We start from the raw sequence: 18,384 nt of genomic DNA, 5'->3' as shown, positions 1-18,384 counted from the left end.
ACATGGCGGCAGAAACTTTAGAAAGACATTGGATGACTGACACGGGCAGGCAGGAAACACAGGGCGGGCGATCCATCGCCATCGTGGGGGGCGGCGTGGTCGGCGCGGCGACGGCCTTGGCGCTCGCGGCCCGGGGCCACGCCGTCACCGTCATAGACCGCGGGGAAGTCGGCGCCGGGACCAGTTCCGGCAACGCCGGTGCCGTCGTGACCGGCGCCGTCACGCCAAGCGCCACGCCGGGCGTGATCCGTTCCATTCCTTCCTACATCCTCGACCCGAACAGCGCCGCTGTGTTGCGACCGGCGCATTTTTTTCGCGGCCTTCCGTGGCTTCTCCGTTTTATGGCGGCAGGACGGCCCAAGCGGGTGGCGGGCATCGCGGCGGCCCTGCACCCGCTCGTGTCCAAGTCCCTGCAGGCCCACTTCGCATTGGCCGACATGAGCGGCGCCCGTGAGCTGATCCGGCCCGGCGGCTGGCTGAAACTCTACACATCCGCCGCCGGATTTTCGGCCAGCGCGCTGGAGCGTGAATTGATGACGCGCCACGGCGTTCATTTCTCCGTCCTCAAGCCCGCCGAGGTTGCCGAACTGGAACCCCGGCTTAATAAAAACGCCTACACCCGCGGTTTGTTCCAGCCCGACAGCGGCTTCGTCAACTACCCCAGGGCGCTGGCGCAGTCTTACTTTGAATGCGCGCGGCAGCGGCAGGCGCTTTACCTTCAGGAGACGGTGCTGGAACTGCGGCCCATCGACGGGGGCGGTGTGTCCATCCGGACGGACAAGGCCACGCGGCAGTTTGATGCGGTGGTCGTCGCGGCAGGCGCATGGTCCAAACAATTTGCCGCACAGGTCGGCGACAAAGTCAGCCTGGACACCGAGCGCGGGTATCACCTGTCATTTGCCTCGACCGGTAAATCCCTGCTGGGCCGTCCCGTGTGTTTCCCTGAAAAGCAGTGCGTGCTCTCGCCCATGCACGACGGCATTTCGCTGAGCAGCGGTGATGAACTCGCGGGCCTTGTTGCGCCGCCGGATTTCCGGCGCATACGCGCCCTGGTTCCCTTTGCCCGCAACGTGCTGCCGGCCATCATGGGCCAGGCTATACAGCGCGAATGGATGGGCTATCGTCCCTCCACGCCCGACTCCCTGCCCGTGATCGCGCGCTCACCGCGCTGCGCCAACGTGTTTTATGCCTTTGGCCACGGCCATCTCGGATTGACCCTGTCGGCGATCACCGCCCAGCTGGTCGCCGGAATGGTCAATGGCGACCCTGAACCCTTTGACCTGTCGCCCTACCGGATCGCCAGGTTTTGAATCGAAGAAACATGAACAACAACAAAAACATCCGCGAGAGCATCCCATGCCCGCTGTAACTGATGAAGCGGCAAAAATCGGCGTCCTGTGCTGGGAGACCGGGCAAGTGCCCCGAGGGCTGCAGCAACTTGAAACCCTGGTCGGCAACAGCACCAATCCCGCGTCCTACGCCTACCCCGTCAGCTTCCATCCCGTGCGCGGCGCCAACGTCCATACGATTCTGGAGAACCCGGACCCAGGAGTGCTAGCGACCATGATTACCGACGCCGCAGCCATGGTGTCCGAAAAAGGCATCAAGGCCATTACCACGAGCTGCGGCTTCAACGCCATCTTCCAGCGCGAACTGGCCCAGGCGGCCGGTGTACCGGTGCTGACCTCCAGCCTTCTGCAGGTCCCCTTCGTCAGGCTGCTCCACGGCCCGCGGAGCGAGATTGCCATCATCACCGCCAACGCGCGCGCCCTCGGCCCGCGGCACCTGAGGGCCGCCGGCATCGAGAGCATGGACGGCCTGCACATCCTGGGCCTGGAGCAATGCCCGGAATGGAACAGGATGTTCGCCGAACCGCAGGCCGAGATCGACCTGCATGTCATCGAGCAGGAAGTCTTGGGCACGGCGCTTGGCGCGCTTCAGAAGCATCCCGGCATCCGGGCTTTTGTCCTGGAATGCACCGACCTGCCGCCTTATTCGGAAGCGATCCGGCGCCGGTCAGGGCTTCCGGTGTTTGACTTCATCACCATGGTCAATTTTTTGCACTCGGCTATTTGAGACAGGCGTGATCAACGCTGGTGGGTCGCGTAGTTTGAAGCCATATAAACCGGCGCCGCCTGCGGCGGCAACGGTGATTTCCCCCGAATCAGGTCCGCGATTTTTTCCGCGATCATGATGGTCGGCGCATTCAGGTTGCCGCTGACGACATTGGGCATGATGGAGGCATCCACCACACGCAGGTTCTGGATTCCGTGCACGCGGCCGGCGCCGTCCACCACCGCCATGGGATCGGTATCGGTCCCCATACGGCAACTGCAGGAAGGATGAAAAGCGCTTTCGGCCTTGTCGCGGATGAAGGCGTCGATTTCGGCATCGGTCTGGACCTTGGCGCCGGGCGAGATTTCGCCACTGCGGAAAGGCTCGAATGCCGGTTGGGAAAATATCTCGCGCGTCAGGCGCACACCCGAGCGCATTTCCTTGCGGTCCTGCTCGGTCTGCATGTAATTGAACAGGATGCGTGGATGCGCTTTGGGGTCGGCCGAGCGCAGTGTGATGTGGCCGCGGCTGGTCGCGCGCATCGGCCCGACGTGCGCCTGAAAGCCGTGCTGCGTGGCCGGTGCGCTGCCGTCGTAGCTGACCGCCATCGGCAGAAAATGGTATTGCAGATCCGGATGCGCCACCCCCGCCTCACTGCGGATAAAACCGCCGGATTCGAAATGATTGGTCGCGCCCAGGCCTTTTCCGGCGAACAGCCATTGCACGCCGATTTTCAATTTGGCCAGGGGGTTCATCGCGCTGTACAGGGTGATCGGCTGCTTGCTGGCGTACTGCACGTAGACCTCGAGATGGTCTTGCAGATTCTGGCCGACCCCCGGAAGATCGACCCGCGGCTGGATGCCCAAGGCGCGAAGTTCCGCCGCCTTGCCGATCCCGGACAGCATCAAAAGCTGCGGCGAATTGATCGCGCCGCCGGACAGGATCACCTCACGCGCCGAATACACCTGATGCAGGCGCGACCCTTGCGCGTATTCGACACCGGTCGCGCGCGTGCCCTCGAACAAGACCCGCGTGACCCGCGCGCGCGTCACCACGCGCAGGTTCCCGCGTCTGGCCGCCGGGCGCAGGTAGGCCTGCGCCGTGCTCCAGCGCCGGCCCTTGTAGACCGTCATGTCCATCGGCCCGAGGCCTTCCTGCTGGTAGCCGTTCATGTCCTCGGTGTAGGGGTAGCCGGCTTGTTGCCCCGCCTCGATGAAAGCGCGATACAGCGGGTTCCTGCAGGCGGCGGTGGAGACATACAAGGGGCCGTCGTTGCCGCGATAGGCGTCGCCGCCTTTCAGGCGGGTTTCGGATTTCTTGAAGTACGGCAGGCAATGCGCGTAGGACCACTGCTCCAGTCCCGGCATGCCGGCCCAGGCGTCATAGTCAAACGCATGCCCGCGGATGTAGACCATGCCGTTGATCGACGACGACCCGCCGAGCACGCGGCCGCGCGGGCAGTGCATCCGGCGCATGTTCATGAAAGGTTCCGGCTCGGTGTCGTRGAACCAGTTGTACTTGTCGTTGGCCAGCGGATAGGCGAAGGCCGACGGCATGTGGATGAAGATGCTGTGGTCCGCCGGGCCGGCTTCCAGCAGCAGGACGCGCGCGCCGTCGTCCTCGCTCAGGCGGTTGGCGAGGACGCAACCGGCTGAACCGGCGCCGACGATGATGTAATCGTATTGTTCTTGTTTCATGTGAATTCCTGATCGGGAGTCAGCTTGCCGCGAGGCCGGGCTGTGAACGCTTTGGGTGTCCGTGGAATTATTCTTGCCTCCGGAAATTTTCCGTACCGTCCGATGTCCGCGGGGACGGCATAAGAGACTAGTGAGGCTGGGGCCGGCCACCGGTCTTTGGCTGCCGGACATGCCTATTCATAAGGGCAGGCCACTTCGCCGAGTTCGACGTACACGCTCTTCAATTGCGTGTAATAGTCAATCGTCACCATACTGTTTTCATGGCCGATCCCCGATTCCCGGATACCGCCAAACGGCATCTCGATGGGCGTGATGTTGTAGTTGTTGATCCAGCACACGCCCGCCTGCAATTGCGCCGCCACCCGGTGTCCGCGCGCCAGGTCGGCGGTGAACACGCCGGCTGCCAGGCCGAAGCGCGTGTCGTTGGCGCGCGCCACTGCTTGCGCTTCATCACTGAAGCTAAGCACCGACATCACAGGCCCGAAGATCTCTTCGCGCACGATGCTCATGTCGTCGCGGCAATCGGCGAAAATTGTCGGCTCGACAAAATTCCCCTCGGCCAGTCCGCCGGTCTTGAGCTGCTTGCCCCCGGCGACCAGCCGCGCGCCTTCAGCCACGCCTTTTTCGATGTAGTCGAGCACGCGCTTCATATGCGGGCGTGAAATCAGCGCGCCGACCTGCGTCGCCGGATCCATCGGGTCGCCGATGCGCAGCTTTCGGGTACGCGCCTGCAGCTGCTCCAGAAACGCATCGTGGATGTCCTCATGCACAAAGACCCGTGTGCAGTTGGTGCAGACCTCGCCCTGTGTATAAAAATTGCCGAGCATCGCGGCGGAAACCGCCTGCTTCAGGTCGGCATCGGGGAACACCAGCAGCGCCGATTTTCCGCCCAGTTCCATGGTCGCGCGCTTCAGGGTTTTGGCGGCTTCCGCCATGACGGCCTTGCCGGTGCCGACCGAACCTGTGAGCGACACCTTGGCCACCGCCGGGTGCGTCACCAACAGCCGGCCGGTGCGGCCATCGCCCTGCAACACGTTGAACACGCCGTCCGGCACACCGGCCTCGGTGTAGATTTCCGCGAGCCTGGCGGCGCTGCGCGGCGTCAATTCGGAAGGCTTGAAAATCATGGCATTGCCGCAGGCCAGGGCCGGCGCCGACTTCCAGCATGCGATCTGCAGGGGATAGTTCCAGGCGCCGATGCCGACGCAAATGCCGAGCGGCTCGCGCCGCGTGTACGCAAAAGCGTTTTTGAGCCCGTAATGGTGGCCGTGAATCGTCGGCGCCAAGCCGGCAAAGTACTCGATGCAATCGGCGCCACTGGCGACGTCGACCACTTCGGCCTCCTGGATCGGCTTGCCGCAATCCGCCACCTCCAGTTCGGCCAGTTCGCGGTTGCGCGCGCGCAGCAGTTGCGCCGCCCGGTACAGGATGCGGCCGCGCTCCGCACCGGTCATCGCCGACCATGTGGCCAGCCCGGCTTGTGCCGCCTCGATCGCACGTTCGACTTCCGGTGCCAGCGCCAATTCGACGCGGCACAAAACCTGGCCCGTGGCCGGATTCAGGTTTTCCAGTGTTTCCGAAGCGGTGCCGGGATGGTAAGCGCCGCCTATGTAGTTGCGTAGTGTCTGGGTTGTCACGAGCTCACCTTGTTCCGATGTTTTGCCGTGCAATCGTCGATTGCTGTCGATTGCCTTGACGGCTCACTATAGGTTCAGGGTACCCGGTGCTCTTGATGTATTACGACCGCGGGATGGCGCAAATTTCCGGGACCCGCCAAGCGGCGGGCAGCGGTGGGCAAGTCATTTGCGTGTCGGTGAAACGGCCTGCCGCATCACCGGCGCCTGCACGGACTGCAGCCGGTCCGCCCTGGGCGGGCAGCCGAACTTGTCCCGGTAGACGCGCGAGAAATGTTCAAGCGACGAATAGCCGGCACCGACCGCCACCTGCGCCACGCTCATGTCGGTTTGCTGCAGCAGCTTGTGCGCGCGCGCCAGCCGCAGGTTGATGTAGTACTTCAGGGGAGGCAGCGATGTGTAGTGCTGGAACAGGCGCTCCAGCTGGCGCCGCGACAAGCCGACCCTGGTTGCGATCTCGTCGCAGGGCACGGGGTCTCCCACGGTTTCCTGCATGAGGTTTATCGCGGCCTGAACATGCCTGCTGCCCTCGCCGGGGCGCTTGTTGGCGCCGCTCAGCAAGGAGTCCGTCGGATAGCGAACCTGCGTGTACTGCATGTGCTGGGAAACCTCGTGCGCCAGGTCGGCACCTTCGCGCTCGCCTATCCATTGCAGCATCATGTCCAGCGTTGACGTGGCGCCCGCACAGGTCAGGCGGCGCCTTTCTATCGTGTAAAACTGGTCCTTCGCGTTGACGTTCGGGTACAGCTCCTGGAAGCCCTCCAGGTTGTCCCAATGGATCGCCGCGCTATAGCCATCCAGCAAACCGGCGGCTGCCAGGATTTCGGCGCCGGTTTCGATGCCCGCGAGTTCCGCGCCGAATGCCGCCTGCCGCCTCAGCCAGTTTTTGATCTTGCGGTTCTTCGCATACCGCTTGGCCTCAAAGCTGGCGATGACAAAAACCGCGGAGAACTCCATGTCATCGGATAACTCCGCATCGACCGGCACATGCATGCCGTGCGTCCCGACCACCGGCTCACCGTCGACCGACAGCGTGGTCCATTCGAAGAGTTTGCGCTGCATCAGCCAATTGGCCAGCACCAGCGGCTCCATCACCAGGGCCAGACCCAGATTGGAAAACTGCGGGATTAGCAGCAAGCCAACCTTGCGCGCCGCGGGTGTGGCTTTCGGCGAAATGCGCTCCCTGTTTTCTTCCCTCATATGGACCCACCATGCGTTGACAAACAGCCTATAAGGTATTTCGCGCGGCCCTTATTCGTTTGTGGTAATACGACATATGTTAGTCGCAATACGTCAATATTGACCGTTTTCCTAAACCTATAGTTCGTCAACGGAAGAGCCCTGCTTCCCGGCATGCACCACTCGCCTCGCACCGGGAGCGGCAAAAAAAGCATGCGGTGGGCAGGCCCGTTTCAGCTCGAGAAAATGCGCTATCCAACAAGGAAAACGTGACATGAGGTCTCTGTACATACTCGGCCCGACTGCGGTTCTTGCCCTCGCCCTTTGCGCCGGCCCCGCAAGCGCACAAGGCAAATTGCCGAACGGCGCAAAAGAGGCGGAAAGCTGCCGCACGGTGCGTTTTGGCGATGTTGGCTGGAGCGACATCGCCGCCACCACAGGGCTGGCATCGGTGGTCCTGGAAGGCCTGGGTTACCGCCCGAAGACGACGCTGGCTTCGGTGCCGATTACCTTCACAGGCATCAAGAGCAAGCAGATCGATGTTTTCCTGGGCTACTGGAACCCGAGCATGACGCCCATGATTGAGCCCTTCGTCAAGGCGGGCCAGATCAAGGTGCTGGACCAGCCCAACCTGGTCGGCGCCAAATACACGCTGGCCGTCAACAGCACCGCTTTTGAAGGTGGCTTGAAGACCTTTGCCGACATCGCGAAATTTCGCAAAGAGCTCGATGGAAAAATCTACGGCATCGAAGCCGGCAACGATGGCAATCTTCTGATCCAGCGCATGATCGACAAGAACGAATTCGGCCTGAAGGATTTCAAGCTGGTCGAGTCGAGCGAAGCCGGCATGCTGTCCGAAATGCAGCGCTCGTCGCGCCTGAAAAAATGGATCGTGTTCCTGGGCTGGGAGCCGCATCCGATGAACGTGCAGCTGAAGATGAAATACCTGGAAGGCGGCGACGCCGTGTTCGGCCCGAACTTCGGCGAGGCCAAGGTGTACACCGCGACCGCCACCGATTACCAGGCGCGCTGCCCGAACGCGGCCAGGCTGATCGGCAATCTGCAATTCACGACCGACCTGGAAAACCAGGTGATGGTGCCCATCACCAACAAGGTCAAGCCGAACGACGCGGCCCGTGACTGGTTGAAGAAGAACCCGGATGTGCTCAAGAAGTGGCTGGCCGAAGTCAGCACCTTTGACGGCAAGGATGGGTTGGCGGCGGTCAACAAGCACCTGGGTCTTTGACCGCGCTGCCACCGAAAAATTCACGGGGGCCGGGTTTCGCCGGGCTGGCGGATCCATGGAGAAAAACTGAAGCCGGCCAGTAGCAAGGCATCGGAAATTTAGCGGAAATTTATCGAAAAGTTGTCGGCAGTCTCATCAAAAAAACTGAATGGAGTTCGTATGAATAGGGTTAAAAAGCTGTTGTCCGGCCTGCTGCTGGCGGGTGTTGCCTTCGGCTGCTCAGCCGTCGAATTGAAACACTGGCCCGCCGATGCCGCGGCCAAGCTCAATGCGCTGGTCAAGACGCATGCGAACAAAGGGGAGTACGCCGTGTTCGACATGGACAACACGAGCTACAACTTCGACCTGGAAGAGTCCCTGTTGCCTTACATGGAAATGAAAGGCCTGCTGACGCGCGAGAACATGGACCCTTCGCTCAAGCTGATCCCGTTCAAGGATGTCAACGGCCACAAGGAAAGCCTGAACAGCTATTACTACCGGCTGTGCGAACTCGACGACATGGTTTGCTACCCCTGGGTGGCGCAGATTTTTTCGGGTTACACGCTCAGGGAGTTGAAAACGTTCGTCGACGAATTGATGGCTTACGGCAAACCTATTCCGGCGACCTACTATGAAGGCGACACCGTCAAGACCATCGACATCCAGCCACCGCGCATCTACCAGGGCCAGCGCGAACTGATGAACCATTTGATGGAGAACGGCATCGAGGTCTACATCATGACCGCCGCGCATGAAGAACTAGTGCGCATGGTGGCATCCGACCCCCGCTACGGCTACAACGTCAAGCCGCAAAATGTGATCGGCGTGGCGACCATGCTGAAGGATCGCAAGACCCAGGAACTGACCTCGTCCCGCCTGCAAATCCAGAAAGGCAAATACGATCCCGCCAAAAATATGGATCTGCAGATGCATCCTTACCTGTGGACGCCGAACACCTGGATGGCGGGCAAGTATGCGGCGATCCTGACCTACATCGACCAGTGGAAAAAACCCATCCTGGTGGCGGGCGACACACCGACCAGCGACGGCTACATGCTGTTCCACGGGACGGACATCGATCGCGGCGGCGTGCGAGTCTGGGTCAATCGCAAAGCCAAATACATGACACAGATCACCGATATGTGGACCAAGAACGCGGCGCGCCAAAAGGAGTTGGGCCTGCCCGTCACGGCCGACAAGAACTGGATTGTGGTCAAGCCGGAAGATATTCATCCGCTGCCTGCCGGCAACAAGTAAGCCGGCCTTCTCCATCCGTTTATCCGTCCCACGTTCCCTCGTCCGCCCATCGCCAGGAGGTGTTGAATGAACCCTGATCGCCTCCGCCCCGGGAATCTCTCCTGGGCCCGGCGCGCCCTGTGCGCGGCTTTGTGCACGACCTTCGTAGCTGGGCTGGGACTGTTCCCGGTTCACGCTGCTGACAACCCGGCGCCTTTGACGCTGGGGCTCATTGTCACGGGCGATACCGTGGAGAAGATGCTGGAGAACTGGAAGCCTTTCACCGACGCGCTGGCCAAGGAGATGCAGCGGCCGGTGCGGGTTCTGGCTTCGAAAGACTTCGCCGAAGTCTCCGGCGCCTTGAAGAATGGGCAAGTGCAGGTGGCCTGGATCAACAACAAGCTGGCGATCGAACTGGTTGAAACCGACCAGGCGCTGGTGTTTGCGCAGATGGTCGGGCTGGATGGAACGCGCGGCTACAGCTCGGTGCTGCTTGCCCGCAAGGACGGCGCGCCCCAGACCCTGGCGGAGGTGATCGGCCATCCCGGCAGCTACACGCTGGGGGCCGGCAACAAGGAGTCCATCTCGGGTTTCCTGGCGCCGAACTACTACGTGTTCGCCAAGAACAAGATCGATCCCGAGAAGCACTTCAAGAAGATCAACCGCACCAGCCACCGCGACAACTTCCTCGCGGTAGCCGGCGGCCAGGTGGACCTGGCGACCAACAACACCGCGGACATGCAGCGCTACCAGGCGGAGTTCCCGGACAAGATGGCGCGCGTGAAAGTGATCTGGGAGTCCCCGCTGATTCCCAACGACCCTATCCTGTACCGCAAGGACCTGCCGGCGGCAACGCAGCAACGCATCAGGAAGTTCTTCCTGGCCTACGGCCGCGACGAGACCGAAAAGGCCACGCTGAAGAATATGTACGACCTGTCGGCGTTCAAGGCTTCGTCGAACTACCAGCTGCGGCCTGTGGTGGACCTGGCTTTGTTCCAGGCGCTGACCAAGGCGATGAGCGGCCCCCAGGACGGCGGCGATTTCAGTGTCGTGCTCCAGCAGCTGACCAAGCGCGCCGCCCGCCTGGACTCATTGCTTAATTCCACGCGCATTGAGAGTCAGTAGGCGGTGCCGGGAGATCTGGTGCACCGGCCAGGGGTCGATGCAGAAGCATCCCGGCATCCGGGCTTTTGTCCTGGAATGCACCGACCTGCCGCCTTATTCGGAGGCGATAAGGCGCCGGTCAGGCCTGCCAGTTGATTTCATCACCATGGTCGATTTTTTGCGTTCGGCTATTTGAGGAAGTTGTGCCGGGTTGACGCTCCAGCGACCTAGCCTTCAAGTCGGCCGCATGCTTCACACGACGTGCGCCAAAACGACAAGCTCTCACCCGTTTGTAGGGACGCTCATAACAAGCTCAGCGCATGCACATGGTTAACTCCTTTGGGCGACATGCAGGCTTATTCGCACATCGGCTTGGTTCTAAATGAGGAGGTTTGGGTTACTGATGCCGTTCGACGTTGTCAAGCCTTGCCTGGACTGAGTGTGCATTGCGATGCATAGCGCAATGCGCTTTGCACAACGGGATTGACAGGACTTATGTGTCCACTGACACTCGATTCAAATAGATAAAAGATAAAGAATTCCGAGGGGGGATGCAGTTGATGGTTTTCCGTGGCTATACGCCCGTCACCTCTATACAGGTGACTTCGCCCGGCTTTTCAGCCTGGGTTTCTCCGGCAGTCGTGTTTTTCAAGTTGGTTGCGGCCAAATGGATGCTCGCGCTGCTGGCCGTGCTTGTTCCGGCACTATTTAACTTGTCTGCGGCACAGGAACGTTCCACTAAAGCTTCCTCCAATTTGTCCCCGCCGGGCTGCGCGATCGGGAATTGCGGTTTGCGTTCGTCGTCCGCGTACGCGGAGCTGGTGATTGGTGTTTTCCAGCATGTCTATGACGACAGCGAAATGCGCCAGCTCTACCGTTGGGGAAAGACGTCCAATGTCTGGCGCGATTTCGATGACGATCTGGATGACTTTCTGGCGCGCAACCGGGTCCTGCTCATCCATGTCGGGAAGGCCCGGGAGCCTTTTATCCTGATTACCAGCAAGGCCGAATACGACGGCGCTCCTCCTCTTCCCGGTGATCTGGTGCGATATGTCCCGTTGCGGCCACATCATGACGCAGAGGGCCGCAAAGCCCCTTCGCGCTTTAGTGTGCTGTCCGGGTGTATCGCCATCCTGTGCCGGACAACTGATGGACCTTGTTTCAAGAACTATGAGGAAGGTTTTTTTAACAAGAGCACCGGCGTTGAAATCAATTTACGCACCGGCAAAACGGTTCCTTCCGGAAAAGTGGTGGATCCGATGACTGCCTTGCCTGTCAAGGCTGTGAAGAGTGCTCTTTAAATTTTAAATGCGGATGGGGGAGTGGAAAATGGTTTCGAAGATCTTGCAGAGCCGGTTCAGCCGATGGAATTCATTTGCTGCCGGGTTCATGCGGCGTTCTCTGTCCGTCTTGCTGCGGTCACTCCTGGTGGCGGTAGTCGCATGTGCAGGTACGGGGGCCAACGCGGGCCCGACCGGCCCGAGCAAAGCAGGCTCCAATACGCCTGATTCGCCCGGTAACGGTGGTAACGAAGGATCGGGGTGTAGCAAGGGTATGCCCACCTACACCGTTAATGCGCCCCTGGTAAGCCTGCGCATCACGGATACGCCGATCGGCTGCAGCGCGCCCATTGGCCCTGCCGTGCCGATTGCGCTGAGCTACACGCAGGACAACAGCACCCAGCCCGCAACGCAAAACTTCGGCAATATAGGTCCGCGCTGGTATCTCAATTGGGTTTCCTACATTCAGGACAACCCGCTCTCGCCGGGCAACGGTATCGTGAGAGTGCCCATGGGCGGTGGTGCGATTCCCTACACGGGCGCCTACAACGCGAGCACTGGCGCTATCAATCCCGACGGTTTCACCCTGGGCTCGACCCGTGACCGGCTGTATCTGGCTTCGGCCAGCCCTGTGCGCTATGAATTGCGGAAGGCGGATGGGTCAAAGCAGGTTTTTTCCCACTCTGACGGATCAACAGCTTCGCCACGCAGGGTGTTCCTGACCCAGGTTGTGGATTCCGTGGGCAATGCGCTCAGCCTGACCTACGACAACAATCACCGTTTGGTGCAGCTGACCGATGCCATCGGGCGCAGCACCACCCTGCAATACAACAAGGCAGGCAGTAGTTTTCTCATCACGGACATCTACGACCCGTTTGGGCGGCATGCGCAGCTGGGATACGACGCGAGCGCCCGGCTGAACAGCATTACGGATGTCATCGGCATGACGTCCACCTTCACCTATGACGGCTCCGGAATTATTTCGGCGATGACCACGCCGTACGGGACCACCACCTTTTCCTACGGCGGTTCAGTGCCGAACAACTGGATCAATGTGACCGATCCATTGGCGAAGACGGAGAGGGTGGAATTTAACCAGGGGGTGTCTGGCATTCCGTATGGCGATCCGCTGTATCCCAGCCTCGCATCGCGTGGCCTCAATCCACAGAACGCCTGGCAGAACTACCGTAACGTTTATTTTTGGGATAAATCCGTCCACGCGCTATATCCGGGCGACTACACCAAAGCCCGTATCCAGCACATGTTGCATGACGGATCGAATTCGTCGGCCACCAATATGCTTGAAAGCACCAAGACGGCGACGGGCAACCGCGTGCTTTATCTGTACCCGGGATTGATCGACGGTGGACTGCGCTCGGGAGGGACTGATTTGCCCTGGCTGATTGCACAGCGTCTGCCCGATGGAAGCACCGCGGTGACTGAAAAGACCTATAACGCACTGGGCAACGTGATTCGCATCATTGACCCCATGGGGAAAAAGACGACCTATACCTACGCCGCCAATCTGATTGACGTGCTGCAGAAAAGTGAAACCGGCCCCGCCGGCCTCGATGTGGTGACGGCTACCTACACCTATAACAGCCAGCACCTTCCCTTGACCTATACCGATGCGGCCGGCCTGACGATTACCTACACCTACAACAGCGCGGGGCAGGTCACCAGCGAGACGGATTCGAACGGACGCGTCACCAGCAAGGCCTATGACAGCAATGGCTACCTGTTGAGCGTCACACGCCCCGATGGAATCGTTTCCGAGAGTTATATCTATGACGCGGTGGGGCGCGTTGCCTCCGAAACCGATGCCGTGGGCTACACCCGCAGCTACAGTTATGACAATCTGGACCGCATCACGCGCATCACCCATCCAGATGGCAGCCACGAAGACCAGACGTGGAATCGGCTTGATCGTGCGACTTACAGTGACCGTGCCGGCCAGCTTACCAGCTACAGCTATGACGCTTTGCGTCGTCTTGTGTCGGAAACCAATCCCTTGGGACAGGTCACCGGGTATAGCTACTACCCCGGCGGCCAACTCAAAACCAAGACCGACGCCAATGGGAAAGTTGAAAACTGGTCGTATGACGTTGAAGGGCGCGTTGTCTCGTATACGAACGCGGCGGGGCAGATCACTGCCTATGCTTATGACAGCGCTGACCGGCTTTCAACGACAGTCGCGCCTACAGGGCAGGCCACGACCCGGACCTACGACGCGAGCGGCCGTCTTACCCAGACAAGCCTCAGCGCATCCGGTATGGCAGCGCGGATCACCACCTATTCGTACACACCCGGCGGGCAATTAAAAAGTACGGTTCAGCCGGATGGACGCAGCACCAACTATACGTACGACAACACGCTGCGCCTGATTGCGGTGACGGACACGCTGGGAAACAGCATCAATTACATCCTGGATAACACGGGTAATCAAATCAAGGAAGACATCAAAGACCCCGGTGGCGTATTGCAACGCTCCATCGACAGAAGCTTTGATGTCTTGAACCGGCTGCAACAAGTCAGTGGCGCAGCGCAATAAAAGAACAGTACCGGGAGCGAGCAATTGAAAACAGCAACAAACAAAAGTTTGATAGGCAAGGCGTTCGGCAAGAGCTTTGCCGCATGGACATGCGCCCTGGCGCTGCTTGCGGCGGCAGCGCCCGGCTGGGCCACACCTACTGTCAGCACCAATACCTCCTTGGCGGCCAGTGCCAATCCGGTGCTTGTGGGCGACCCCGTGACCTTCACCGCCACGGTCAGCGGCAGCAACCCCGGTGGCATGGTCACCTTCAAGACCGACGGCGCTATCCTGGGTGTGGCCGCTCTGGCGGGTGGAGGTGACAGCCGCACGGCCGGCTACACCGCCACTTTCACCACGGCAGGCACCAAAAACATCACGGCCGTGTACGGCGGTGATGCGCTCAACCTCGTTAGCACTTCAGCCGTGCTGGGCCAGATCATCAACAAAACCAGCCCGACGAACACCCTGGTGTCCAGCGCGGCATCAGCCGTCCTCGGCGAGCCTGTGACCTTCACCGCCACCGTCACCGGCAACAATCCCACAGGCACTGTCACCTTCAAGGACGGCACGGTGACCAAAGGCACGGTTGCCCTGAGCGGCGCGGGCAATACCCGCAGCGCCAGCTTTAGCACCAGTTCCCTGGTCGCCGGCAGCCATAGCATGACGGCCGTGTATGCCGGCAACGCCCTGAACAACGCCGCGACATCCGACGTGCTTGTCCAGACGGTCAACAAAGCCACGCCCGGCATTGCGCTGGCTTCCAGCGCCAACCCGTCCGCTGTCGGCGCAGCCGTGACCTTCACCGCCACCGTCACCGGCAACAACCCCACGGGCAATGTCGCCTTCAAGGATGGCACGGCGACCAAAGGCACGGTTGCCCTGAGCGGCGAAGGCAATACCCGCAGCGCCAGCTTTACCACCAGTGCCCTGGTCGCCGGCAGCCGCAGCATCACGGCCGTGTATGCCGGCAACTCCCTGAACAACGCCGCGACATCCGATGTGCTTGTCCAGACGATCAACAAAACCACGTCCGGCATTGCGCTGGCTTCCAGCGTCAACCCGTCCGCCGCCGGGGCGGCCGTGAGCTTTGTCGCCACCGTCACCGGCAACAATCCCACGGGCGAGGTCGCCTTCAAGGATGGCACGGCAACCCTAGGCACGGTCGTGCTGGACGGCACCGGCGACACGCGTACGGCCACCTTCAGCATCAGCACCTTGGCCTCCGGCAGCCGCAGCATCACGGCGGTGTATTCCGGCAACGCCCTCAACAGCGCCGCGACATCCGATGCGCTCATCCAGGCAGTGAACCCGGCGCCCAGACCCACCAGCGTGGGGCTTTCGAGCAGCCTCGGCGTCGCCCCGCTCGGGCAGAGCATTGTCCTGACCGCCAGCGTCAGCGGCGCCGCCCCCACCGGCAACGTCACCTTCAAGGACGGCGCCGCCACGCTGGGCACCGCAAGCCTGGCCGCCGGCGTCGCCACCTTCAGCACCAACGCCCTGGCCCTGGGCAGCCACACCCTGAGCGCCGACTACGCAGGCGACACCAACAACGACCCCTCCACCTCCGGCCCGGTGATGGTCGCCATCAATAGCGGCACCCTGACCTGGCAGTACGGCTATGACGCCATGGGCCGGCGCACCACCGTGCTTGACCCCAATGGCCTGGCCAGCTACACCTACTACGATGGCCTGGGCCGGCCGATCCAGACCCAGCAGCCCGCGAACATCGGCGCGTCCACCCCGACCACCGTGGGTTTTGCCTACAACGCCCGCGACGACCTGACCCAGGTCAACGACCCTCGCAACCTCGCGACCACCTACAGCCCCAACAGCGTGGGCGATGTCACGGCGCAAACCAGCCCTGACACCGGCGCCAGCCAGTACAGCTACGACCCCGTCGGCAATCTGCTGACCAAAACCGATGCCCGGGGCAAGCTCACCCAGTACGCGTATGACGGCCTCAACCGCGTGACCAGCATCAGCTATTCCACAGGCACACCCAGCACGCTCGAATACGACGGTGGCGCAACACCCCTACCCGCCGCCATTGGCAAGCTGACCAGGATCACCGACGCCTCGAGCGAAACCGTCTATACGTATGACAGCCTGGGGCGCAAGGTATCGAAGGCACAGACCCTGGGCGGCAAGACCTTCACCGTCGGCTATACCTGGGGCAATACGGGGGGCGCCATGGACAAGGTGACCGCCATCACCTACCCCAGCGGCGCTCGTGTCAACTACAGCTACGACGTCCAAGGCATGGTTAACAGCGTCACGGTCAATCCGCCCAACGCGAACGGCGTGGGCACCAACACGGCATCCAGTCTCCCGCTGCTGTCGGGTGTCACCACCAACGCCGAGAGCAAACTCACGGGCTGGACATGGGCCAGTACCAAGACCCAGGCGATTGCCTATGACAGCAACGGCCGGATCAGCGCCTACAACCTAGGAGACCCGACAAGCACGGGTGTCCGCCGCACCATCATTCGCGACAGTGCAGGGCGTATCACCGGTTACACGCACACCAGCAACGGAGTCCCGGTTCCTGCGCTGGACCAGAATTTTGGTTATGACAACCTGAACCGCCTGACCGGCGGCGCCCTGGGTAGCAGTGCGGTGCAGTACAGCTACGACGCCACCGGCAATCGCACGGCCAAGGTCATCAGTGGAACCAGCTACGCCAACGCCATCTCGGCCACCAGCAACCGGCTGGACCAGACCCAGGACGCCACCGGTACGGCCACGGTGCAGCACGATGCGGCCGGCAACATCACGAGTGACGGCACCAACACCTATAGCTACAGCGACCGCGGCAGGCTGGCGACGATGACCAATGCCGGTGGCGTGGTTGCTTACAGCTACAGCGCCCTCGAGTTGAGGATGAGCAAGAGCGGGCCGACGGCGCTGGTGCCTACCGGTGCGGCTTACTATGTCTATGACGAGTCGGGCCAGCTGCTCGGTGAGTACGATGCCAGCGGAACACCGCTCTACGAAACCATCTACCTGGGCACGCCGGTCGGGGTGATCAAGCAGACGGGCATGGCGGCAACCAGCGACGTTGCCATCAGCCTGTACAACGTCTGGGCGGATCAGCTCGGTGCACCCAGAGTGATCACGCGGCAGAGTGATGAAGCGATTGCCTGGCGCTGGGATATGGCGGAGCCCTTTGGCGCGACGGCGCCGGACCAGAATCCGAGCAGCCTGGGAGCCTTCACATACAACCAGCGACTGCCGGGGCAGGTGTTTGATTCAGAGAGCGGACTCTTCCAGAACTGGAACCGGGAGTACAACCCTCGCATTGGGCGCTATATGCAGTCCGACCCGATTGGACTTGGAGGTGGCATCAATACCTATGGCTACGTTGGCGGCAACCCAATCAGCGAAATAGACCCGAGTGGTCTTCTTTTCGACCCGCAAGGCTTCCAACAAGCTGCCCCGGCAGCAGCACAGGTTGCGGCCGCAGCCATAGCTGCTGCGGCCGGTAGCGGAGGCGCGGTAGCAATTCCCGCGGCAGCAATCGCTGGGGCAGGAGCCGTCGGGGCTGTTGTCGGAGTCGCCGGGGGGCTTGTGATCAATCACCTATTCGAGCGCATTGTCGGGGATACCGTTGGAGGTAAGATTTTCGATACGCTGCATCCAAATCCCCTGGCTCCTCCGGTTGTTCCGACACCGAGTAAACCTGTGCGCTCACCGGCAGAGGAGAAACAAGCTCAGGCAGAGCATGACTGGTACAAATCCAAGTGCGAAGACAAGAAGATTCCGACGGGTGACAAGTGTCAAGATCTTCTCAATGAGGCAAACAGGAACCTGATATGCGCGCAAGCAATGTCTGATTGGGATGAGCGCTGGAATCCAGGTAGACATGCCGGTGATATTGCGAATAAAACCAGAAACTGGCTGAAATACTTTGAAGAGTACAAAGAATGCAAAAAGAACTGCCCCAAATGATTAGTTCTACCCGAGAAGTACCCTCTGAAAAAGACTGGGGCGATCTGGCTGGCGATTTTGATGCCAGAGATGCATACAAGAAATTTCACGGGCTTTCCAAGCAGGACACCAAAAAGCTTTTTGCGGAGGATGTGCTTGCTCGCGCGCAAGACGTTCGATTTATGCCGGCACTTCCCTTCATCTACTACTTCGAAGGATTTTGCGAATTCGTACTGGAGGGTGTCTATGGTGATTCTCCCGCGTGGGCGGTTGCCGATAGCTTTATCAGCGTGCTGACTTCCAGAGCGGAAGCCGATCCGGAATTGCTGGTTTCCAATTTGACTCTGCTGACCAGTGCAGTAAGGTTTGTCGTAAAAAATCAACAGGCCTTTGGCGCCAGTGAATCCATTTACGGAGATTTTCACGCGCGCACGGAACCCGTACTGAAATCCATAAACGAAGCCGCGGGTAAGTCGTCGGCGTAGTGCTTGCATTCAAGACGCAAGTACAGCCC

12 protein-coding genes are annotated in these 18,384 nt (G+C 60.7%); 9 read left to right on the top strand and 3 right to left on the bottom strand.

Annotation, left to right across the window (positions count from 1 at the left end):
• Positions 1-32 precede the first annotated feature (32 nt).
• Both AC1D1Y_RS00865 and AC1D1Y_RS00860 read left to right on the top strand, forming a co-directional pair.
• Complete coding sequence (locus tag AC1D1Y_RS00865) at positions 33-1,310, top strand: NAD(P)/FAD-dependent oxidoreductase (RefSeq protein ID WP_477680669.1); 1,278 nt, start codon at positions 33-35, stop codon at positions 1,308-1,310.
• Positions 1,311-1,356: 46 nt separating this feature from the next.
• Positions 1,357-2,076 (top strand): aspartate/glutamate racemase family protein, encoded by a 720-nt coding sequence (locus AC1D1Y_RS00860; RefSeq protein ID WP_477680668.1) that lies wholly within the window; start codon positions 1,357-1,359, stop codon positions 2,074-2,076.
• 11 nt (positions 2,077-2,087) lie between these two features.
• Here the strand turns inward: AC1D1Y_RS00860 and betA are convergent, their stop codons facing one another.
• The 3 genes from betA to AC1D1Y_RS00845 form a co-directional block, all read right to left on the bottom strand.
• Entirely contained in the window at positions 2,088-3,752 is a 1,665-nt protein-coding gene (betA, locus tag AC1D1Y_RS00855; RefSeq protein WP_477680667.1) for a choline dehydrogenase, read from the bottom strand.
• Positions 3,753-3,925: 173 nt separating this feature from the next.
• The gene (betB, locus tag AC1D1Y_RS00850) at positions 3,926-5,389 is read right to left on the bottom strand and encodes a betaine-aldehyde dehydrogenase (RefSeq protein ID WP_477680666.1); all 1,464 of its coding nucleotides are present in this window, start codon (positions 5,387-5,389) and stop codon (positions 3,926-3,928) included.
• Between the two features lie 162 nt (positions 5,390-5,551).
• A complete protein-coding gene (locus AC1D1Y_RS00845; protein WP_477680665.1) occupies positions 5,552-6,586 on the bottom strand; it encodes a GlxA family transcriptional regulator in 1,035 nt (344 codons plus the stop codon).
• A 253-nt stretch (positions 6,587-6,839) separates the two neighbouring features.
• On the opposite strand from AC1D1Y_RS00845, the gene AC1D1Y_RS00840 reads away from it, so the two are divergent.
• The 7 genes from AC1D1Y_RS00840 (at position 6,840) to AC1D1Y_RS00810 (ending at position 18,355) form a co-directional block, all read left to right on the top strand.
• The gene (locus tag AC1D1Y_RS00840) at positions 6,840-7,811 is read left to right on the top strand and encodes a choline ABC transporter substrate-binding protein (RefSeq protein WP_477680664.1); all 972 of its coding nucleotides are present in this window, start codon (positions 6,840-6,842) and stop codon (positions 7,809-7,811) included.
• A gap of 159 nt (positions 7,812-7,970) precedes the next feature.
• On the top strand, positions 7,971-9,047 hold the full coding sequence (locus AC1D1Y_RS00835; RefSeq protein WP_477680663.1) for an HAD family hydrolase: 1,077 nt from the start codon (positions 7,971-7,973) through the stop codon (positions 9,045-9,047).
• A gap of 66 nt (positions 9,048-9,113) precedes the next feature.
• Positions 9,114-10,151: a phosphate/phosphite/phosphonate ABC transporter substrate-binding protein gene (gene phnD / locus AC1D1Y_RS00830; protein ID WP_477680662.1), complete on the top strand. Its 1,038-nt coding sequence runs from the start codon at positions 9,114-9,116 to the stop codon at positions 10,149-10,151.
• A 530-nt stretch (positions 10,152-10,681) separates the two neighbouring features.
• Positions 10,682-11,431, top strand: a complete 750-nt coding sequence (locus tag AC1D1Y_RS00825; protein WP_477680661.1) for a hypothetical protein — start codon at positions 10,682-10,684, stop codon at positions 11,429-11,431.
• A gap of 253 nt (positions 11,432-11,684) precedes the next feature.
• Positions 11,685-13,961 (top strand): RHS repeat domain-containing protein, encoded by a 2,277-nt coding sequence (locus tag AC1D1Y_RS00820; protein WP_477680660.1) that lies wholly within the window; start codon positions 11,685-11,687, stop codon positions 13,959-13,961.
• Positions 13,962-13,985: 24 nt separating this feature from the next.
• The gene (locus AC1D1Y_RS00815) at positions 13,986-17,891 is read left to right on the top strand and encodes an RHS repeat-associated core domain-containing protein (protein WP_477680659.1); all 3,906 of its coding nucleotides are present in this window, start codon (positions 13,986-13,988) and stop codon (positions 17,889-17,891) included.
• Positions 17,867-18,355: a hypothetical protein gene (locus AC1D1Y_RS00810; RefSeq protein WP_477680658.1), complete on the top strand. Its 489-nt coding sequence runs from the start codon at positions 17,867-17,869 to the stop codon at positions 18,353-18,355. The genes AC1D1Y_RS00815 and AC1D1Y_RS00810 overlap by 25 nt, the downstream gene beginning before the upstream one ends.
• Positions 18,356-18,384 lie beyond the last annotated feature (29 nt).

This window comes from Polaromonas sp. P1_G1, assembly GCF_056405595.1.
This window is presented reverse-complemented; position numbering and strand designations above follow the sequence as displayed.